This window comes from Reyranella sp. (genome assembly GCF_036558665.1).
GTDB lineage: Bacteria > Pseudomonadota > Alphaproteobacteria > Reyranellales > Reyranellaceae > Reyranella.
In genome coordinates this window covers 1-19,294 of record NZ_DATBFE010000009.1, presented here as the reverse complement: position 1 = coordinate 19,294, position 19,294 = coordinate 1, and the positions used below count along the sequence as shown (strand labels likewise).

Sequence of the window (19,294 nt, the reverse complement as noted above, 5' to 3'; positions counted from 1 at the left end):
AGTACGTCAGACAATGACCCCAACGCGGACATTCAGGAGCGACTTGGTCACACCTGGATATGTCCATGTCCGCCGTAGACCATGCGCAACGCGCGGGCGAATTTGGAGATCGTCATTGACCTTGAGGGAGTGCGCGAAGAGCAGGATATTCGCGACTGGAAGGTGACCGTGAAATCCGCCGATGAAGCCGAAACAGCGGGTCTGACCCGTTTCCAATTGCAGGGCGATGCCGCCGAACGCTACGAGCGATGGCCCGTACCGTTCATCGTCGGACCATGGGTTCCAGGGCTGCTTGACCTCGCGGAGTTGCGACCGGGAGAGCGCGTGCTCGACGTCGCCACGGGGACCGGTGTCGTCGCGCGGCTTGCAGCGCGCCGCGTCGCCCCAGGAGGCGGCGTGAGCGGTCTCGACCTCAACGAGGGCATGCTCAATGTCGCCCGCCGACTGCAGTTGCCGCCGGGCCTCACCGTCGACTGGCGACACGGAAGCGCCCTGGCATTGCCCTTTCCGGACAGAAGCTTTGATGTCGTGCTGTGCCAGCAGGGACTGCAATTCTTCCCGGAACGGCAGAAAGCCCTCCGCGAGATGCGCCGCGTCCTGGTGCCGGGGGGCCGTGCCGCGTTGAGCGTATGGACCGGCGCATCTCCGTACTTTATGGCGCAGCGCGAGGGTCTGGCGCGGCACATAAGCAGCGAGGCAGCAGCCAGCACGACAGCAGCGTTTTCGCTCCCGGACGACGCTGAGCTTCGGGGCCTGCTTGAGGCGGCTGGGTATCGCCACGTATCGGTCCACAACGTTCGAATGACGCTTCGCCTTCCGCCGCCGGATGAGTTTGTGCTGCAGCACCTATCCGCCATGCCCGTGGCCGGACTAGTTGCCGCAGCGAGCGAAGAATCACGCGCGCGATTGGTTGCATATGTGAAGGAAAACACTCGGGCATACGTCGACGGATATGGCTTGGCCGTACCGCAGGAGGTCAACGTAGCGACAGGGATAAGTATGGCCGAGTGATAACTGCGGAAACCGCCGCCCCGTGATCAAATCGAATGTCTGGATGGCTTTGGCCGATATCCGGTCCCGGCCAATTCCGTTGAAAAAGTCGGCGAGTTGAATCGGTAGCGCAACGTTTGATCCGATCCTCGGGTTATTTTGATTCTCTGTGGCGCGCACGACCGACTCGAATGAATCAATGTTGCACGCCAAAACGGGGAAAAGAGTTTTTCAACCGAATCGACCCATAGCGGACGTGTCGCCAATCACACTAGATGGTGGCTATCTAAGAAGGCGATCGAGAAACGCGCGTGTCCTTTCGGCGGCGTCGTGAGAAGCGGAACGGTCGTACTCGACGCGATGGCCGAAGTAAGTGCGCCCCGGCAACATCGTCACGTCGTCGAAGCCGTGGTAGGCGGTCGGATAGTACACGATGTCAAGGAGGGCAGGACGCTTGGGCATCAGCGACCGGAGCACCCGGCAATTCTCAGCCGAGTTCCAGTCGTCCTTGTCGCCGATCAACACCAGCGCCGGCAAGGCAAGCCCGGTGTGTGCCGAGGGACGGCAATTGGGATAGTAGGCCACGCCACCCTTGATGCCGATCGTCGACAAGTCCTTCTGCAGGGCGTCGAGTACCGCGGTTCCGCCATGGGAGAGGCCGAGCAGGGCCAGGCGATCGCCGCGAACGAACGGCTGGCTGGCGAGGTATTTCGCTGCGCCGACGATATCGACAACACGGAGGTCGGGTGAAAATCCGCCGGCGCTGTCGCACACCTGACCCAGTCCGCGCGAGCCCAGGCTGTCGGGCACAAGGGCAACGTAGCCCCAGCCCGCAACCGTCCTGGCCCAGTTGTAGTTCTTGTCAATCGGCCCGCCGCATCCGTGCAGCACGATGACGGCCGGCGCAGGTGAACTTGGCGAGGGCCGATACAACGACCCGTTGATGGTCGTAGTTTTGCGCGGAAGGAGATCTTCCACGCTGTAACTGACGGAAGTCGATCCCGATGTTTGGCCGGCGCAGGGAACCGCGGTTGCTGGCAGCAGTAACGTGAGCAACCAGCGCGACGTCGCCTTCCCGGCGTGACGTTTGACCGTTGCGATCAAGCTGCTAGCTTCTCGTGTCCATAAGACACATGAAGCCGCATCCGCTGATCGCCGTAAAGGACGTTGAGACGAGCGTAGTCGTGTTAGCCAGCCCATGTGGCAATCTGGCTAGGCGGCATCGTCTTCTGGGGCAATATCCTTTCGAGACCGGGGCCGACGGCCGCTAATGTCACCTTCTGGCCCATCTCGGGCGAACCAGTTGATGTCACCGATGTCGGGAATTAGATCGAAAACAGACTTGGCTGCCTTTATGGGTTTTTGGCCCTAGTTATGGGAGCGCCACTCCAGTGGCGTGCTCCCGTGAGCCAGGAAAGGAGTCCCGAGAGATGCTGCGCCTTCCCGCGACCGTCCTCGCCCTCTGCCTCGTCGTCCCGTTGGCCGCGAACGCGCGCGTGGGCGTCACCTCGGCGACCGACGGCGATCCGCTCGGCAAGCCGCCGGCCGAAGCCGAGCGCGTGCTCAGGATCGGCATCGACGTGCAGGCCAACGAGCTGATCACGACCGGCGCCGCCGACCGCGCCCATCTCGTCTTCCTCGACGGCACGTCGCTCACCGTCGGCCCCGATGCGCGCGTGGTGATCGACAAGTTCGTGTTCGACCCGGCGACCAAAACCGGCGACCTCGCCGTCACCGCGAGCAAGGGCGTGCTGCGCCTGGTCGGCGGCAAGATCAGCAAGAAGGAGCCGATCGTCGTCACCACGCCGTCGAGCACGATCGGCGTGCGCGGCGGCATCACCCTGATCGACGTCGATGCCGCGAAGACCACCGCGACCTTCGTCTTCGGCAAGGACATGACCGTGACCGGCCAGGGCGTGACCCGGACCGCGACGCGGCCAGGCTCGCAGGTGATCGCGAACTTCGGCACGGTGCCGCTGCCGCCGGTGCTCGTTCCCCAGGGCGCGCTCGCCGGCCAGATGGGCCAGCTCGAGGGCAACAGGAGCGCCGGCAACGCGGGCGGCTCGGGCGCAACGGGCGGCGCGTCGAAGGTGATCGTCGACGGCACCACGCTCCTCGCCTCGCAGCCCGGGCAGCACGCGCCCACCGCCGGTCCGATCAACCCGGCCGCGCCCTACACCAGCGTGCAGCAATGGAATGCCGCGAACTACATCGCGCAGCAGGCGGTCAATCCGGCGGCCTATCCCACGACCAATCCGAATGCGAATCCGAATCCGCAGACGCAGCTTCCCAACACCGGCTCCGCGACCTTTGCCGGCACCTTCAACGGCGCTTTTGTCGGCAACAACAACGGTCCGACCGGGACCTTCGGCGGCACCTTCTCGCTCGGCTGGAACTTCGCCAGCCAGACCGGCATGCTGAATGCGACCGGCACCGGCCAGAGCGCGGGAACGGCGACGGCGCCGCTGTCGCTGATCCAGAACACGGTGGTCTTCACCGGGCCGCTCACCGTCACCCGTCTCGTGAACGGCAATTCCGGCACCGGCACGGTCGCCGGCGCCTTCGTGCCGCAATCGGGCAATCCGAGCGGCGGCGTGACCGGCGGCTTTGCCGGCACGACCCAGACCAGCACCTTCGCCGGCGCCTTCTCGGGAAGCCGATAGGAGGAACGCTCGTTCCCGGTAGCGCGGAGACGCTACGGAGAGGAATCTTTGACGCGCTCTGCGATGAAGTCGGCGATCCGCGCGATGTCGTCGCGGCGGAACCACGGAAGATTCTGTTCCGAGGGCGCCGAGTCGGCGGCGATGGCGGCGATGGTGGGATCCGACGCCGCGATCGACGGCTGGTCGGCGCCGGGCGCGCGTACCTCGATCTTGGGATGCGGCTCGCGCTTGAAGCCCTCGATCAGCACCAGGTCGGCGGGCGCGAGCCGCGCCATCACGTCGGCGAGCCCGGGCTCCTCCTGCTCGCGCATGATGGCGTAGCGATGCCCGCCCACCAGCGCGACCTCGGTCGCGCCCGCGGCGCGGTGACGATACGAATCGGTGCCGGGCCGGTCGATGTCGACCGCATGGTGCGCATGCTTGACCGTCGCCACGCGCCAGCCGCGACGCACGAACTCGGCGACCAGCCGCTCGACGAGCATGGTCTTGCCGGCATTCTTCCAGCCGGTGACGCCGAACACACGTTGCCGCGAACTCACGCCGCGGACCGGCTCGGCATCGAAGGCCGCCGGCGCTTGTTTGCGGCTTCGACCTCGACATGCACGCGACAGCCAAGCGCCGTCGCAATATTCACCAGAGCATCAAGTGAAAAGCGCGAGACCCGGCCGCGCAACAGGTCATTGATGCGCGGCTGGGTAACGCCGCACTGCGCGGCCGCCTCCGCCTGCTTCCAGGTCTTCGTCTTGATGATGTCCGCGATCTGCATCATCAGCTCCGCCCGCGCACGCAGATTGGCGGCTTCCCCGGGCGAACCGGCGATGGCATCCCACACGCTCTCGAAGGAGTCGAACCTGGTCATCGGGCACCTCGCGTCAGGTCGGAGAGACGGGATCGGGCGAGCTCGATATCGCGCCTCGCTGTCGCCCGCGTTTTCTTCTTGAAGCAGTGCAGCACATAGATCGCGTCAGCGAGCCTTGCGGTATAAATCACACGGTAGGTTCCAGCTTCATCCCGCACTCTGATCTCTTCCACCCCCTTGCCAATGGAAGGCATCGGCTTGAAGTCATCCGGTGGCCGTCCCCGTTGCACCTTGTCCAGTTGGTAGCCAGCGTCCTGACGGGCAGCCGCCGGGAACTCGCGCAGACATTTCAGCGAATCGCCCAGAAACCGGAGCGTCTTCATCCTCGGCGATTATATCCAATTGGATATAAAAACACAATACCCCTGCGCCCCTAGTCACGCCGCGATGCGCTCGGCGTGGGCGTAGACGGTGAGCCTGCCGTCGCGCACGAACGCCACCAGCGCAAGCCCCGCCTGCTCCGCCGTCGCGATGGCGAGCGAGGTCGGCGCGGAGACGGCGGCGATCGCCGCGGCGCCGATGGCGGCCGCCTTCTGCACCATCTCGTAGGAGCAGCGGCTGGTCACGACGACAAAGCCGCCCGGCTTCGCCTCGCCCGACTTCGCGAGCGCGCCGGCGAGCTTGTCGAGCGCGTTGTGCCGGCCGACGTCCTCGCGCACCGCGACCAGCGCGCCGTCCGACGCGGCCCAGGCGGCGGCATGGGTGGCGCCGTTCTCGCGGTTGAGCCGCTGCGCCGGCGGCAGCGCCGCCATCGCGCGCGCGATCGCCGCCCGCGACACGGCGCCCGGCGCGCGCACCGGCGGCACGGTGCGCAGCGCCGCGTCGAGGCTCTCGATCCCGCACAGGCCGCAGCCGGTGCGGCCGCCGAGATTGCGCCGCCGTGCGCGCAACGCGGCGAGCCGCGCGCTCGCGATCTCGATCCGTACCTCGATGCCGCGGCCGGCGGGCTCGACCTCGATGTCGTAGATGTCCGCCGGCTTGTCGACGATGCCCTCGGTGAGCGAGAAGCCGCGCGCCAGATCCTCGAGGTCGCCGGGCGTGGCCATCATCACGGCGTGGCTCACGCCGTTGTAGACCAGCGCCACCGCGACCTCCTCGGCCACGATCTCGTCGAGCGCCTCGTCGCCCGAGGCGGTGAGGCGGTGCGCCGGAAGATGGATCGAGCCGCGATCGGCGATGCTGTCCACCGAGCGTCAGGTACCGTGCTGCAGGGCCACTTCGGCGACGCCCGCGGCGGCGTTGATGCGGGCCTCGCCCGGGACCTGCACCGGTGCGAGCGCGATCTGCTTGTTGGCATGGTCGACCAGCATCGCGCGCTCGGGCCGCTTGCCTTCCACCAGGGGCGGCGTGCCGGCGCCGAAGTCGCCGGCGAGCCCGCCCGCGTCGAGCGGCTCGGGCGCATAGACCAGCCAGACGATGTGGTGCGTGCGCCCGTCGAAGCTCGCCTCGGCGCCGAAGCGCTTGATCGCCGCGCGATAGGCCTCGGCCTTGCCGTCGCTGCGCGCGAACAGGCAGTCGAGGTCACGCGTCGTGCCGAACACGAAGCCCGCGCCGCCGGTGACGTTGCAGGTGAGCGAGCCGATATTGACGCTCGACTCGCTCTCGGCATGGGTCTGGGCGTAGAAGGCGGCGCCGGCCACCAGCGCGACCGCGCCCCCCATTGCGAAGATTGTACGCCGCATCTTGTGTCCTCCGCCTTGCGACGAGGTTTCCCGCCAGGCTCCGCTCCCCGGAAGCCGTGAGGGTACGCCCGCGCGACGATTTGTCCAAGACCCGGCAAGGCGGGAAAAATTTCGCGACCTGGGGAACCTTTGGCGACGCTTCAGCGCAGCAGGCCCTCGGTGACGCCGTCGAACATGAATTGCATCGCCATGGCGGCCAGCAACAGGCCGAGATGCGGGCCGATTGTGACCAGCAGCGTGACGAAGGCGGAAAGGAGCGCCGCGGGATCGGGCAACGGTCGCGAGGCTAGCGCGCGGCCGCCGCGATGCGTTTCCCGTCGGCATCGACAAGGGGCGCGCCGTTGAAGCGGCGCGCCGCTCGCGTGTCAGGTGCGCTTCATGCCTTCCAGCTCGGCCGCGGCCCAGGCGAGGGTCTTGTCCATCGCCTCGCCCTTGAAGACGCGGACGATCATCGCCGCCTGGATCGCCTGCGCCCAGATCTGGGCGGCGATCAGCGGCGGCGCCGGCGAGCAGACCACGCCTGCGACCTGATCGCCGCCGCGGATCGGATAGTGCGAGATCGAGCCCTTGGGCGGCCCCTCCTCGTCCCAGGTCTTGAAGTCGGTGAACTTCGGATAGGGCGGGATGTCGTAGCCCTGGCTCGCCGCCACCTGCCGCTCGGCCGCAGCGCGCGAGGCGAGGTGCTCGAGCAGGCTCTTGGCCGCGGGCTTGTTCTTGGAGAAGCTCCAGAGACCGTAGAAGCGCGGCAGCACGGGGTTGAAGCGGCCCTTCGGCCCCTTCGGGAAGCCGATCGTCCAGCACTTCTCGGCGACCTGCGGCGCATCGCGCTTGGCGACCGCCCAGGCGCTGGGTGGATTGAAGATCAGCGCCCCGCGGCCGGAGATCAGCCACTTGTTGTTCGAGGAGTCGTCCCACGCCGTCGCATCCTGCGGACAGAACGCGGCGAGCTTCTTGCCGTACTCCAGAACCTGACGGACGTTGTCCGACTTCACCGTGACGTTGCCCTTGGCGTCCATCAGCTCCGCGCCATAGGCGAGGAACAGTGCGCCGACCCACTGGTTGGTGTCGGTGGTGTTGCCGAGCGGCAGGCCGAAGCCGTTGCCGGCCTTCTGGCACTTCTCGGCCGCGGCCAGGAAGGCATCCCAGGTCCAGCTCGCGTCGCTGGGCGGCTTGCCGGCGGGATAGAGTTCCTGCACGTCGATGCCGGCATGCTGCTTCATCATGTCGAAGCGCGTGCAGCAGCCCAGCAGCAGCGTGCCGCGGGTCATCGGGACGCCGGTCCAGCGGCCCTCGAACTTGCCGAGATACTCGACCGCGGGATCGATCGGGCCGTTCTTGGCGGTGACGTTCTTCACCACGTCGTCGACCGGCTCGAGGCCGGCGCTGTACTGGGCCGCCTCCCAGTTGGTGAATTCCATGATGTCGTGGCCGGACTTGGCCTGCGATTCGGCGGCCAGCGTGATCAGGAGCTTGTTGCCCTGGCTGGTTATGAAGTCGACCTTGACCTCGACCTTCTCGCGGTCCGCCCATTCCTTGATGATCGCCGACTGGACGTCGTTGGCGCCGGGGACCCAGTGATCCCACAGGCCGATGGTCAGGCTTCCCGCGGCGTTCGCGCTGCGCACGAACGGGGCGCCGACGAGCCCCGCGGCCGCCGTAGCGACCATGGCCCGGCGACGAGACAGCTTCTCCACTCGCATGACATTCGCCTCCCCTGAGAACGCTTGTGCACGCAAAGCAACGTTACTGATTTTCATGTGACGCTGAACGGAAGCCCTGCAGCCGCCTGCGGCGGCGATGACATCGCAGTGCCCCGGGGCGCCACCTTAGCCAAGGGTCGCCGGCCGCGCAAACGCCGCGCGCACAATGGCGCCGTCCGCAAGGTCGCTCCTGCTAGGGCTCCTCGGTCGAGATCCAGACGCAGAGCAGCCAGAGCGCGATCATCGCCATGGTGAAGGCGATCCAGACCCCGCCCACGATGCTGGTCCAGTTGTGGGCATAGACGTTGTCGATCCAGATCCAGTAGAGCACCTGGCCGGCGAGATAGAGCACGACCGGCAGGACCAGCCGCACCACCCACGTCCAGACATTGGACAGCGCCGGCACGCCGCGGCGATGCGGCATTCGGGACGGTCGGCTCGGCAGGCCTTCGTCGAAGACGGTCATCGCGGTCCCCATCGGATCGCGCGCCCCGTCGAAGAGTAGGCCATCGCGGCGGGGCCGGAAGCCCCATTCGGCAAGGGTCACGAAAAGAAAGCAGGCTCAGCGCCGCGCCAGCCAGATCAGATAGACGAGGGCAAGGGCGATCACGACGGCGACCACGGCGAACCAGAAACTGCCGCGCGGGGGTGGGTCGGCATCGGGGGCGATGCTGTCGTCCGCCGCCGGGGTAGATCCGGGCGCAGGTCGCGCCGCGGCGGCCGGCCCGGCGTGCGTTCCCGTCGCCTCCTGTTCGGTGCCGACGGGCGCGGCGGCGGCATCGACGCCCGGCACCCTCTCGCGCGTCCGGCCGGCATCGATGCGCGCCCGGAACTCGGTCACGTTGGGCGGCAGATCGCGAGGTACTTTGCGAGCTTCGGCGCGGGGGTCGGTGCGAGGTTCGGCCATGCCGTCCCAAACCCGCCGGCCGGCGCGAAGTTGCACGACTGTGCGAAAGCGCACAGCGACCGATACGCCCACCGGTGCGGTCGGTTCCCTCCCGATAGTTGAAAAAAGTCTGTGGAAATCGCGCCGATCGTGCTGGCGCCGCAGCCGGCGTCTGCGGGAGCATCGTGACGGCCGCGAAACTCCCCTTGTTTTCGCCGGCAAGGCGCCAGCGCGGACATGGGTGTGTGGGCATGCGCTGGCGCCGCCCCACACGTCACATGCCGCGGCAACGCCGTCTTTCGTCCGACGTTGGCACTTCATCCGGAGAAGCCAATGGACAGGATGGTGCTCGAGCGGCATCTGGCCCAGGCGGAAGAGCACGTCGCGCTCGCCGAGGCCCTGGTCATGCGGCAGCGCCGCATCGTGGCGGAGCTGGAGCGCGACCATCACCGCACGGCCATCGACGCGCGGCGCATGCTCGCGCAATTCGAGGCGATGCAGAAGGAGCACGCCGCCACCCGCGACATGATCGCGGGCGAGCTGGCGGCGGCGCAGCGCAAGCCGGCCGGGCCGGCGCGCTGAGCGCGCGCAGCCCGCGGCCCAAGCGCCACATCGCGTGTGACATGGACACGCCCGGACCATGAAGGAGCCGTCAGCTCTCCCCCGGGCGCAGCCTCCATTTGCTGGACATTTGCGACGACGCCAATAGTGTTTGCCGAGGGGCAGCATGAAGATGACGGGACCGCGTCGCCACAGGAAACCGACCGCCGGGCGCTGGCTTCCCATCGCGCTGTTCGTGTCGGCTCTCCTCGGACCGGGCGAGGCGTCGGCACAGCCGGCCGAACACGCGCCCGACACCATCGAGGCTCGCGTGCTGGCGTGCGCGCCATGCCATGGCGCGGTCGGCGAAGGCACGAGCAACGCCTACTTTCCCCGGCTCGCCGGCAAGCCGGCGGGCTATCTGTTCAACCAGCTCGTGGCTTTCCGCAACGGCCGCCGCCACTACCCGCCGATGAACTATCTCCTCGAATACCTGCCAGAAGACTATCTGAAGGTGATGGCGGACTACTTCGCCGCGCAGAAGCCGCCGCTTCCGCCGCCGGCCGTTCCGGATGTGAGCAAGGACATGCTTGCCCTGGGCGAGCGCCTGATCCGGCAGGGCGATCCCGAGCGCCAGATCCCCGCCTGCTCGAGTTGCCATGGACCGGCCCTCGCCGGCATGGAGCCGGGAATCCCGGGCCTGCTCGGCTTGCGCGCGGCCTACATCAGCGCCCAGCTCGGCGCCTGGCGATACGGCACGCGCACGGCCAACGCGCCCGACTGCATGCAGATCGTGGCCGGCCATCTCACCGAGGACGATGTGAAGGCGCTCGCCGCCGTGCTGGCGTCGAAGCCGGCCCAGCCGGACACGGCGCCCGCGCGCAAGGGCACTTTCGGCCTGCCGTTTGCCTGCGGGAGCCAGCCGCAATGAATCGTACGACCTCTCTGCTTCCGGATCTGGCGCGGATGGCGGCAATCTGCGCCGCGGCGACCGCGCTCGCCGTGGGCGGCGTGACGCAAGCCCGCGCCCAGGCGGCCAGCTCCGCCGAGGTTGCCAACGGCGAATATCTCGCGCGCGCGGGCGATTGCATCGCTTGCCATACCCGGCCGGAGGGCCAGCTGTTCGCCGGCGGCCGGCCGATGCCGACGCCGTTCGGCACGCTCTACACGTCCAACATCACGCCCGACAACGAGACCGGGATCGGCAAGTGGAACGCCGATCAGTTCTACCAGATGATGCATACCGGCCGCTTTCCCGACGGTGGATTGCTCTATCCCGCGATGCCGTTCGGCTCCTACACCAAGGTCACCCGCAAGGACAGCGACGCGATCTACGCCTATTTGAGAACGATCCCGGCGGTAAAGCAGGCCAACCGGCCGCACGACCTCAAGTTTCCCTACAACAACCGTTCGCTGATCCTCGGCTGGCGGACGCTGTACTTCAACGAGGGCGAATACAAGCCGGATCCCAAGCAGTCCGAGGAATGGAACCGCGGCGCCTACCTCGTCGAAGGGCTCGGCCATTGCGCGATGTGCCACACCGCGATCAATGCGCTGGGCGGCAGCTCGGAGTCGCAGGCCTTCCAGGGCGGGCTGATCCCGATGCAGAACTGGTACGCCCCGTCGCTCACCTCGAACAAGGAGGCCGGGCTTGGCGACTGGAGCCTGAAGGACATCACCGACCTCCTGAAGACCGGCGTCTCGGCGCGCGGCGCCGTGTACGGGCCGATGGCCGAGGTCGTGTACAACAGCCTGCAATATCTGAACGATTCAGACACGCGCGCCATGGCCGTCTATCTCAAGAGCCTCGGCCAGGGCAGCCCGCCGGAGGCCGCGACGTCGAAGGTGCCGAGCCCGGAGAGCAGCCTGCTGCTCACGCTCGGCAAGACGATCTACGACGGCCAGTGCGCGAGCTGCCACGGCGCGCAGGGTCTCGGAAAGCCGCCGCATTATCCGCCGCTCGCCGACAACCAGTCGATCCAGATGCCGTCGGCGGTCAATCCGATCCGGATGGTGCTGAACGGCGGCTATCCGCCGGGCACGGCGGGCAATCCGAGGCCGTACGGCATGCCGCCGTTCGCCCAGTCCCTGTCCGACGACGAGGTCGCCGCCGTCGTCACCTACATCCGCACGGCGTGGGGCAATCGCGGCGCCGCCGTCAGCGCCCGCGAGGCCAACGCCCTGAGGTCCGCCCCCCTCGACTGACGTGAGGCTCATATGCTGAATTCCGCGCTCGGCCCGCCGCAAGCCGACGAACCGGACCATGACGATGTCGAGGCCATAGTCCGCCAGGGACCGCGCGGCGCGGTCGTGCTCGCCGGCATCGCGACCTTCGTCGTCGTCGCGCTGTGGTTCGCCTTCTACCTCCTCGTCTTCGTTCCCCGCGGCGGCGCCCCATGACGGTCGCACCGTCCGCCTCGCCCGGGGACCATGGCGACAGCGCCGAGGTCGCGGCCAGGATCGAGCGGCGCTGGGCGACGCTTTCCGTCGTGATCGTCGTGCTGCTGGCCGCGATGGCGGCGTTTGCCGGCATCCATCAGGCGACCATGCCGCAGGCGCGCGTCGAGACGATCGATCCGGCGACCCTCCATCTCGGCGGCGAGTTCGTCGAAAGCAACCTCGGCAGCGCACTGGAGCCGGACGGATCGGTGACGGTGCGCGCGATCGGCCAGCAGTACTCGTTCGCGCCGCAGTGCATGGTCGTGCCGGCCGACACGCCGATCACGTTCCGCGCCACGAGCCCCGACGTCGTGCACGGCTTCCTGATCGTCGGCACCAACATCAACACGATGCTGGTGCCCGGCTACATCTCCAGCCTGCCGGTGCGCTTCGACCGGCCCGGCGAGCATCCGATGCCGTGCCAGGAATATTGCGGCGTCGGCCACGAGGGCATGTGGGCGAAGGTCAAGGTGATCGACAAGGCCGCCTTCATGACCGCGATCGCCGGGCAGAGGAGGCTGACCTGTGTTGACTAGCAAGCGGCTCATCCTCGCCCATTTCTGGCTCGCCTTCGCGGTGTTCGGCCTCGCGCTGCTGCTCGGCGCCTGGCAGATGCTGGTGCGCAGCCCGCTGCATGGCTGGCTCGGCAATCCCGAATGGTATTACCGCTCGCTCACCGCCCATGGCTCGGTCATGGGCTATGTGTTTCCGACGCTCGTCGCCATGGGCTTCGGCTACGCCATCAGCGAGAGCGCGCTCGCCCAGCCGCTGGTCGGGCGGCGCTGGGCGTGGGCGGGCTTCGGGCTGATCGTCGCCGGCGCGATCATGGCCATGGTGCCCGTGGCGCTCGGCCACGCTTCCGTCCTCTACACCTTCTATCCGCCACTGATCGGCAATCCCTTCTACTACATCGGCGTGGTCCTCGTGGTCGTGGGCTCGTGGATCTGGGTGGCGCTGATGTCGATCAACCTGCGCATCTGGAAGCGCGCGAATCCGGACAAGCCCGTGCCCCTCGCGATGTTCGCCAACGTCGCCGGCGCCTATCTCTGGGCGTGGACCGCCGTCGGCGCCGCGCTCGAGCTCCTGCTGCAGATCATCCCGGCGGCGGTCGGCCTGACCTCGACGATCGATGCCGGCCTCGCCCGCGTCTTCTTTTCCTGGACGCTGCACGCCATCGTCTATTTCTGGCTGATGCCGACCTACATCGCCTACTATACGATCGTTCCCAGGGCGATCGGCGGCAAGGTCTACAGCGACGCCATGGCGCGCATCGCCTTCATCCTGTTCCTGGTGGTGGCGATGCCGATCGGCATCCACCACTCGTTCATGGATCCGGAGGTCGGGGCCGGCTTCAAGTTCGTCCACTCCGCCTTCACCGCGCTGGTCGCCCTGCCGACCCTGCTCACGGTCTTCACCATCTGCGCCTCGGTCGAGATCGCAGGCCGCCTGCGCGGCGGCCGCGGCCTGTTCGGCTGGATCGCGGCACTGCCGTGGCGCAACCCGATCATGCTGGCGCTCGCCTTCTCGTTCCTCATGCTGGGCTTCGGCGGCGCCGGCGGGCTGGTCAACATGAGCTACCAGCTCGACACGACGATCCACAACACGCAATGGATCACCGGCCACTTCCATCTGATTTTCGGCGGCGCGATCGTGATCATGTATTTCGCGATCGCCTACGACCTCTGGCCGCACCTGACGGGACGCGCGCTCGCGAGCCTGCGGCTGATGCGGCTGCAGCTCTGGCTGTGGTTCGTCGGCATGATCGTCACGACCTTCCCGTGGCATTGGGTCGGCATCCTCGGCATGCCGCGCCGCATGGCCTATTTCGACTACACCGATCCGGCACTCGCCGCCGATGCCTTCTCGGTCACGCTGTCGGCGGTGGGCGGCTTCATCCTCGTCCTCTCCGGCATCCTCTTCCTGGTCGTACTGCTGCGCGGCCAGACCGCGCCGCACGCCGACAGCGGGGCCTATCGCTTCGCGACGGCGGTCCACCCGCCGGTCAGGGTTCCGGCCGCGCTCAACGGCTACGCGCTCTGGGTGGCGCTGATGATCGGCCTCACGGTGACGAACTACGGCTACCCGATCCTGCAGCTCGCGACGCGCCACGGCACGGCGGTGCCGGCGGTCTATGTCGGAGGACAGCGATGAGCCCCGCTCCCGCCGCGCCGCGCCGCGACGCCTGGCTCGTGCGCAGCGTCGCCGTGACGGCGGCGATCTTCGTCGTCTCGGCGGTGGTCGGCTTCATCGTGCTGCCGCTCGCCCAGCCGGACCTCAGGCTCGCCGGCATCTGGGACGCGATCTGCAGCGCCGCCGGCGTCGCCGCCGAGCCGTCGAAGACGACGCCGGTCGAGCCCGCCTACAAGCTCTCGTCCGTCGTCATGACGCCGGACATGCTCGACTCGCAGGACGCGCAGTCGATCGGGCGCGGCGCCACGCTGGCGCACCAGTGCGCGATCTGCCATGGCCCGGCCGGCATCAGTCGCGCCGACTCGCCCACTCTTTCCGGCCAGTACGCGGCCGCGATCTACAAGCAGCTCCAGGATTTCAAGACCGGCGCGCGCGTCAACGCGATCATGACGCCGTTCGCCGAGCACCTGTCGGAACAGGACATGGTGGACATCGCGGCCTACTACGCCTACCTGCCACGGCTGCCCGGCCCGCGTCCGGCCAAGGGCCGGCCGCCGCCGCGCATCGTCATCAACGGCGCGCCCATGCGCGGCATCGCGCCCTGCGGCTCGTGCCACGGCGATCTCGACAACAAGGCGGGCAGCCCGTGGCTCGGCGGCCAGTCGGCCGTCTATTTCAGGGACCAGCTGCAGGCCTTCGCGACGGGCGAGCGGCGCAACGACATCAATCAGCAGATGCGCAACATCGCCCGGCAGATGACGCCGGCGGAGATCGAGGCCGCGGCGCTCTACTACGCAGGCGAGCCGGCCTCGGTGGAGCGCCTCCCGCCGCGCTAGCCCGCCAGGCCGAGCCCTCGGAACCGGCGGCCGCCGTGTCGCGTTGCCGCCATGGACTTCGACCTGCGGGGGCTGGAGCTCGGCGATGCGGAAGAGCCACGCCTCGATGCGCATGGTGGCGGCGACGTTGCTTGCCATGGCGCTGCCCTGCAGCGGGCTGCACGCCCAGGACCGGGCCCTCGATCGCCCTGTGCAGGACTTCCATTGGCCGCGCGACGCGCTCTGCGTCGCCGACGTCGACGTTTCCGACAACGCCGGGCCCGATGGCGACTGGGGCCACGGCCATGCCCCCAATCACGACTGGTACCGCCTGCTGCGCGACCGCAAGGGCGTAAGCTGCTGCAACGGCGACGCGAGCCACGGCGACTGCCGGCCGGCGCAGGCGCGGCAGGACGCCGATGGACAGTGGCAGGTCTATCTTGCCGGCCGCTGGACGCCGGTGCCGCCGCAGGCCGTGCTCGATCCGACGCTCAACCGCCAGCCGCTGCACGCCCATATCTGCGCCCAGCGCCAGACCAACTACATCTACTGCTTCCTGCCCGGCGGCGGCGGAAGCTGACCGTCAAGGTCGGTCGGTCCGCCCGTTGCCGACTCGACTCGGATGTCGGGTTCGCCGGCGCGCCCCGGCCACGGATGGAAAGGCCGCCCTGAAGGCGGCCTTTCCTGCCTATTTCTTGAGATCGGCGGCAAGGAACTTGGCCGCCTCAGCCTTCGCTTCCTGGTCCGCCTTGGCGTCGTATCTGAGCGGCAGGTTGAACTTCTTGCCGAGCTCGGTGGCTTCCGGGTTGGTGAAGGCGTGCACCGCGCCGGGATACTCGACGATGCGATAGTCGACCTTCGCCGCGTCGAAATCCTTCTTGAGCGCGGCGTACTGCTCGCGCTTCGCGAACGGATCGTCGGCGCCATTCAGGATCAGGATCTTCGCCTTGACGGTTCCCGGCGCCGGCGCCGGGGTATTGAGACCAAGCGATGCATGAAACCCGGCGACGGCGGCGAGGTCGGCGCCGGCGCGCGCCTCGTTGATCACGACCGCGCCGCCGAAGCAGTAGCCGACGGCGCCGATCCGCTGCGGATCGACCGAGGCCTGTTTGGCAAGCTGCTCGCGCGCGGCGTTGAAGCGCGACTCCATCACCGCCGGGTTCTTCATCACCGAGCCCGAAAGTGCGCTCGCGTCCTTCGGGTTGTCGGCGGTCTTGGCGTCGCCGTACATGTCGGCAATGAAGGCGGTGTAGCCCTGCTGGGCGAAGTTCCGCGCCTCGTTGTGGATGTGCTGCGTGATGCCCCACCATTCATGCACCATGACGATGCCGGGCCGCTTGGCCGTGACGGCGTCGTCGTACACGACGAAGCCCTTCATGGTGGCCTCGCCGTCGCTATAGGTGACGGGCACTTCCTTGATCGCGGCGTTCGCCCTGGCAGCCATCGCCATGGCGCAAAGCGCGACCACCATCATCGTTCGCATGCTGACCTCCCGCGGAACTGGGGCGACTACATTGGCATGGGCCCGATTCCGGCACCAGACCGTGGCACCGCCGACCCGCCTGCCCCAAGTGCGCGTTCAAAGCGGACGCCGGTCAAACGTTGGTGATCAGTCTCGATTCACGGGTGCGCGACCTAGACCAGCAGACTCGCGCCCGAGACCAACAGCAGCGCGTTGACGCCGAGCGCGAACTGGCGCTCGCTCAGCCATCGGAAGAAGCCCATGCCGGCGGCGCAGCCGAGGAACATCGCCGGCAGGTATTCGACACCGACGAAGGCGAAGTGCCGCGCCGGGTCGATCGCGATGCCGGGCGCGGCCATCAGCGCGATCGCGGCGAGCTGGACCAGCAGGATGAAGGGCTGGTAAACGCCGCGCTGGCGCTCCTTGCTCCAGCCCTTCAGCCCGCACCAGATGGTGACGAAGGCGCCGGGGAAGGCCGCCGCGCCGCCGGTGATGCCGCCCAGGATGCCGGCCGCGGCATCGAACGCGGCGTGCTGGCGGGCGATCACGATCGGGCGCTGCACGATCATCCAGCCGCCGTAGAGCACGAGCAGGCCGCCGATCACGCGGGTGAAGAGCGCGGTCGGCATATGCAGCAGGATATGGAGGCCGATCGGCAGGCCGACCGCGGCGCCGAGCGCGAAGGGCACCAGCGCCCGCCAGCAGATGGCGCGTCGCAGCGAGAAGGTCATCAGCGCCTGGCCGCCGAGGCTGCAGATCATCATGATCTGCACCGCGGCGACCGGATCGTCGATCAGATGGAACAGCATCGCCCCGCAGATCGCCGAGAAGGCGAAGCCCGCGATGCTCGAGGCCAGCGCCGCGGCGAACACCGCCGCCATCGCCCAGAACGAGACCGTCGGCCCCTGCAGGTGCGCCAGCACGAAAGCGTAGGCGGCGAGGCCGAGGAGCGCCGCCCCGCGCAGGATCCGGCGGCGGATCGCGGGCGTGCGCAGCGCCACGCCGATCGTCCGCGCCCGCGCCGTCCGCGCCGCCGCGACTCGCGCGCCGAGCGAGCGCTCGAAATCGGCGCAGGCCTCCGCTTCTTCGTCCGTGGTCGGGACCGGCCGGATCGCATTGCCGAACAGGGCCGCTCCTATCAGCGGCGCGAAAGCGAGCCATGGGCGCATCGGCGCGGAAACTGCACGCTGCGCCGCCTGCGGTCACGCCGGTATTGTTCGACCCCCGGCTGCGGATTTGCAGGACAGCGCGAGTGCAGCGCGCTCACCGCGCGCTCACGCAAACGTAACCAACGCGGAGGCCGCGACGCTGGCACAGTCGGCGGCCTCACACCGGAGGAATCGCATGGCTCTTCTTCGCCTGGCGTTGGCCGCGACGGCTGCGGCGCTGCTTCTCGCCGCGACCGCGATGGCGCAGACGACGCCCGTGCTGATCCGCGGCACGATCACCGCGATCGACGGCAAGACCGTGACCATCGCCACGCGCGAGGGACCGCAGGCGACGGTGAAGCTCGCCGACAACTGGGCGGTGGCGCTGGTGGCGCCGGTCGCGGTGTCGGAGATCAAGCCGGGCACGTTCGTGGGCATCGCCTCGCTCGGCGGCGCGAACGGCGCCCGCGAGGCGCTCGAGGTGCTGGTCTTCCCCGAGAGCATGCGCGGCACCGCCGAGGGACACTATCCGTGGGATCTCAAGCCCGGGAGCATGATGACCAACGCCACCGTCGCGACCGTGGCGGCGGGCGGCGACGGCCAGACGCTCAAGCTCGACTACAAGGATGGCACGCAGACCATCCACGTGAAGCCCGGCACGCCCGTGGTCACCTTCGCGCCCGGCGAGCGGTCCGACGCCAAGGCCGGCGCCAAGGTCTTCGTCGGCGCGGCCAAGGCCGCCGACGGCACGCTCAGCGCCCGCCGCCTCAACGTCGGCAAGGACGGCATGATGCCGCCGATGTGAGGCGCACAGGACGACGCTAGGGGAGTGGAGAACGCAGACGCTCCTGACGCGCCTGCCGTTTCAGCACCGCGTAGACGAAGGGTTGCTGCACGCCCGCGGGCGTCGTGTGGATCTCGCGCGCCGCGGAGCCCAGCGCGAACGACGCGCCGATTCGTTCGGCCAACGTCTCGGCGCTGTAGCGCGCAACGGTCAGGCCGCTGCAGGTCGCAGGTCCGTCGGGCGCGAAGGTCGCGATGATGGCCGTCGCATCGGGCTCGGTGCCGGCCAGCAGTGCCCCGATATAGGCGTCCTGCATCGCCCGTTCGGTGAGGAAGTGGAAGACGGCGCGGTCGTGCCAGATCCGCCAGCGTCTGCCGGGAGTCCAGCGCGTGATATCGGCGGCGATCCATGACACCGAAGCGGCCTTCGCGCCGAGGCGCGCCCTGGCGGTCGCAAGCGCGGGCTCCGCCACGTCGAGCACCGTGAGGTCCGTGAACCCGCACGCCAGCAGACCATCCACCAGGGTCGAAGCGCCGCCGCCGACATCGATCACGGGGGCGTCCCGATCCGGCGCCGCCGCCGCGATCAGCGCCAGCGACGGCTGCGCCTGCGCCTGATACCAGCTCACCGCCGTCGCTTTCCTGCGGGCGTAGACATCTTCCCAATGGCCGCGCGAGCCAACCATGGGCGCCTCCTGTATTCGGCGACACGCGCCAGAAGCAAAGTGGCTCTCTCTAGCCTATTTCGCCGGGCGCGGCGAGCAATGCCCGCGTGGAAGCGTGGGGTGGTGCTTCTGCGCCGCCGCCTGCAAGCTGCGTGCGCTTCGGCGCGGTCGCCAACGACTGTTTCGCCGACGAGGGAAGGCACTATGTCACCGTCTGGATGCCGAGCTGCGCCGTCGGTAGCGCCGGCAACTCCCCGCTCGCGGGCGACGTTAGCAACCAGGAAGACCCGAGAATGCCTGTACCCCCAGCAAGGTGATCTTCATGTCCAAAGCAATGACGCGTCCGACCCTGATCCTGCTCGCATTGGTGAGCATCGCGCCGCTTCTGGGCGCCTGCCACACCACGGCGGGCGCGGGCCAGGACATCTCCAAGACCGGCCAGGCCATCCAGCGAAGCGCGAACGAAGCCACACCGCGATAGCTCGGCGGCGCAAGGCCGCTCACGCCTCGCTGCCGTGCGGGCGGCTGGCGG

At 68.2% G+C, this 19,294-nt stretch carries 25 protein-coding genes; 12 read left to right on the top strand and 13 right to left on the bottom strand.

Translation table 11 applies throughout. The features are described from left to right. Positions 1 to 81: 81 nt before the first annotated feature. Positions 82 to 1,011 carry a class I SAM-dependent methyltransferase gene (locus tag VH499_RS01620; RefSeq protein WP_332050931.1) on the top strand — a complete coding sequence of 310 codons (930 nt, stop codon included), beginning with the start codon at positions 82 to 84 and terminating at the stop codon, positions 1,009 to 1,011. Between the two features lie 261 nt (positions 1,012 to 1,272). Here VH499_RS01620 and VH499_RS01615 read toward each other — a convergent pair whose 3' ends face one another. Next, positions 1,273 to 1,923 (bottom strand): dienelactone hydrolase family protein, encoded by a 651-nt coding sequence (locus VH499_RS01615; protein WP_332050930.1) that lies wholly within the window; start codon positions 1,921 to 1,923, stop codon positions 1,273 to 1,275. A 497-nt stretch (positions 1,924 to 2,420) separates the two neighbouring features. Here VH499_RS01615 and VH499_RS01610 point away from each other — a divergent pair, with 497 nt between their 5' ends. Then, positions 2,421 to 3,653, top strand: coding sequence for a FecR family protein (locus VH499_RS01610; protein ID WP_332050929.1), 1,233 nt, complete (start codon positions 2,421 to 2,423; stop codon positions 3,651 to 3,653). 32 nt (positions 3,654 to 3,685) lie between these two features. Here VH499_RS01610 and mobB read toward each other — a convergent pair whose 3' ends face one another. From mobB to VH499_RS01565, 9 genes are all read right to left on the bottom strand, one after another. Further along, positions 3,686 to 4,192 carry a molybdopterin-guanine dinucleotide biosynthesis protein B gene (gene mobB, locus VH499_RS01605; protein WP_332050928.1) on the bottom strand — a complete coding sequence of 169 codons (507 nt, stop codon included), beginning with the start codon at positions 4,190 to 4,192 and terminating at the stop codon, positions 3,686 to 3,688. Further along, on the bottom strand, positions 4,189 to 4,512 hold the full coding sequence (locus VH499_RS01600) for a helix-turn-helix transcriptional regulator (RefSeq protein WP_332050927.1): 324 nt from the start codon (positions 4,510 to 4,512) through the stop codon (positions 4,189 to 4,191). The genes mobB and VH499_RS01600 overlap by 4 nt, the downstream gene beginning before the upstream one ends. After that, the gene (locus tag VH499_RS01595; RefSeq protein WP_332050926.1) at positions 4,509 to 4,835 is read right to left on the bottom strand and encodes a type II toxin-antitoxin system RelE/ParE family toxin; all 327 of its coding nucleotides are present in this window, start codon (positions 4,833 to 4,835) and stop codon (positions 4,509 to 4,511) included. Before VH499_RS01595 ends, VH499_RS01600 begins: the two co-directional genes overlap by 4 nt. Before the next feature lie 54 nt (positions 4,836 to 4,889). Further along, positions 4,890 to 5,699 (bottom strand): formate dehydrogenase accessory sulfurtransferase FdhD, encoded by an 810-nt coding sequence (gene fdhD, locus VH499_RS01590; protein WP_332050925.1) that lies wholly within the window; start codon positions 5,697 to 5,699, stop codon positions 4,890 to 4,892. 6 nt (positions 5,700 to 5,705) lie between these two features. Continuing rightward, a complete protein-coding gene (locus tag VH499_RS01585) occupies positions 5,706 to 6,194 on the bottom strand; it encodes a DUF992 domain-containing protein (protein WP_332050924.1) in 489 nt (162 codons plus the stop codon). 140 nt (positions 6,195 to 6,334) lie between these two features. Further along, positions 6,335 to 6,469 carry a hypothetical protein gene (locus VH499_RS01580; protein ID WP_332050923.1) on the bottom strand — a complete coding sequence of 45 codons (135 nt, stop codon included), beginning with the start codon at positions 6,467 to 6,469 and terminating at the stop codon, positions 6,335 to 6,337. Between the two features lie 90 nt (positions 6,470 to 6,559). After that, the gene (locus tag VH499_RS01575; RefSeq protein WP_332050922.1) at positions 6,560 to 7,894 is read right to left on the bottom strand and encodes an ABC transporter substrate-binding protein; all 1,335 of its coding nucleotides are present in this window, start codon (positions 7,892 to 7,894) and stop codon (positions 6,560 to 6,562) included. Between the two features lie 193 nt (positions 7,895 to 8,087). Continuing rightward, positions 8,088 to 8,360 (bottom strand): hypothetical protein, encoded by a 273-nt coding sequence (locus tag VH499_RS01570; RefSeq protein ID WP_332050921.1) that lies wholly within the window; start codon positions 8,358 to 8,360, stop codon positions 8,088 to 8,090. 96 nt (positions 8,361 to 8,456) lie between these two features. Further along, entirely contained in the window at positions 8,457 to 8,801 is a 345-nt protein-coding gene (locus VH499_RS01565) for a hypothetical protein (RefSeq protein WP_332050920.1), read from the bottom strand. 312 nt (positions 8,802 to 9,113) lie between these two features. Between VH499_RS01565 and VH499_RS01560 the strand changes: the two genes are divergently transcribed. From VH499_RS01560 to VH499_RS01525, 8 genes are all read left to right on the top strand, one after another. Beyond that, the gene (locus VH499_RS01560) at positions 9,114 to 9,362 is read left to right on the top strand and encodes a hypothetical protein (RefSeq protein WP_332050919.1); all 249 of its coding nucleotides are present in this window, start codon (positions 9,114 to 9,116) and stop codon (positions 9,360 to 9,362) included. Positions 9,363 to 9,513: 151 nt separating this feature from the next. Next, positions 9,514 to 10,251, top strand: a complete 738-nt coding sequence (locus VH499_RS01555) for a c-type cytochrome (RefSeq protein ID WP_414709730.1) — start codon at positions 9,514 to 9,516, stop codon at positions 10,249 to 10,251. 35 nt (positions 10,252 to 10,286) lie between these two features. After that, on the top strand, positions 10,287 to 11,525 hold the full coding sequence (locus VH499_RS01550) for a cytochrome c (RefSeq protein WP_332050946.1): 1,239 nt from the start codon (positions 10,287 to 10,289) through the stop codon (positions 11,523 to 11,525). A gap of 12 nt (positions 11,526 to 11,537) precedes the next feature. Then, positions 11,538 to 11,720, top strand: a complete 183-nt coding sequence (locus VH499_RS01545; protein WP_332050917.1) for a hypothetical protein — start codon at positions 11,538 to 11,540, stop codon at positions 11,718 to 11,720. Next, positions 11,717 to 12,295: a cytochrome C oxidase subunit II gene (locus VH499_RS01540; protein ID WP_332050916.1), complete on the top strand. Its 579-nt coding sequence runs from the start codon at positions 11,717 to 11,719 to the stop codon at positions 12,293 to 12,295. The genes VH499_RS01545 and VH499_RS01540 overlap by 4 nt, the downstream gene beginning before the upstream one ends. Next, positions 12,285 to 13,910 (top strand): b(o/a)3-type cytochrome-c oxidase subunit 1, encoded by a 1,626-nt coding sequence (locus VH499_RS01535; RefSeq protein WP_332050915.1) that lies wholly within the window; start codon positions 12,285 to 12,287, stop codon positions 13,908 to 13,910. The genes VH499_RS01540 and VH499_RS01535 overlap by 11 nt, the downstream gene beginning before the upstream one ends. Continuing rightward, a complete protein-coding gene (locus tag VH499_RS01530) occupies positions 13,907 to 14,725 on the top strand; it encodes a c-type cytochrome (protein WP_332050914.1) in 819 nt (272 codons plus the stop codon). The genes VH499_RS01535 and VH499_RS01530 overlap by 4 nt, the downstream gene beginning before the upstream one ends. A gap of 85 nt (positions 14,726 to 14,810) precedes the next feature. Further along, positions 14,811 to 15,284: a hypothetical protein gene (locus tag VH499_RS01525; RefSeq protein ID WP_332050913.1), complete on the top strand. Its 474-nt coding sequence runs from the start codon at positions 14,811 to 14,813 to the stop codon at positions 15,282 to 15,284. A gap of 108 nt (positions 15,285 to 15,392) precedes the next feature. Here the strand turns inward: VH499_RS01525 and VH499_RS01520 are convergent, their stop codons facing one another. Both VH499_RS01520 and VH499_RS01515 read right to left on the bottom strand, forming a co-directional pair. After that, positions 15,393 to 16,187 (bottom strand): dienelactone hydrolase family protein, encoded by a 795-nt coding sequence (locus VH499_RS01520; protein WP_332050912.1) that lies wholly within the window; start codon positions 16,185 to 16,187, stop codon positions 15,393 to 15,395. 152 nt (positions 16,188 to 16,339) lie between these two features. Next, on the bottom strand, positions 16,340 to 17,335 hold the full coding sequence (locus VH499_RS01515) for a sulfite exporter TauE/SafE family protein (RefSeq protein WP_332050911.1): 996 nt from the start codon (positions 17,333 to 17,335) through the stop codon (positions 16,340 to 16,342). Positions 17,336 to 17,510: 175 nt separating this feature from the next. Between VH499_RS01515 and VH499_RS01510 the strand changes: the two genes are divergently transcribed. Further along, positions 17,511 to 18,119 (top strand): hypothetical protein, encoded by a 609-nt coding sequence (locus tag VH499_RS01510; RefSeq protein WP_332050910.1) that lies wholly within the window; start codon positions 17,511 to 17,513, stop codon positions 18,117 to 18,119. 16 nt (positions 18,120 to 18,135) lie between these two features. Here VH499_RS01510 and VH499_RS01505 read toward each other — a convergent pair whose 3' ends face one another. Further along, the gene (locus VH499_RS01505; protein WP_332050909.1) at positions 18,136 to 18,783 is read right to left on the bottom strand and encodes a class I SAM-dependent methyltransferase; all 648 of its coding nucleotides are present in this window, start codon (positions 18,781 to 18,783) and stop codon (positions 18,136 to 18,138) included. A 301-nt stretch (positions 18,784 to 19,084) separates the two neighbouring features. Between VH499_RS01505 and VH499_RS01500 the strand changes: the two genes are divergently transcribed. Beyond that, a complete protein-coding gene (locus tag VH499_RS01500) occupies positions 19,085 to 19,243 on the top strand; it encodes an entericidin A/B family lipoprotein (RefSeq protein ID WP_332050908.1) in 159 nt (52 codons plus the stop codon). The last annotated feature ends 51 nt before the right edge of the window (positions 19,244 to 19,294 follow it).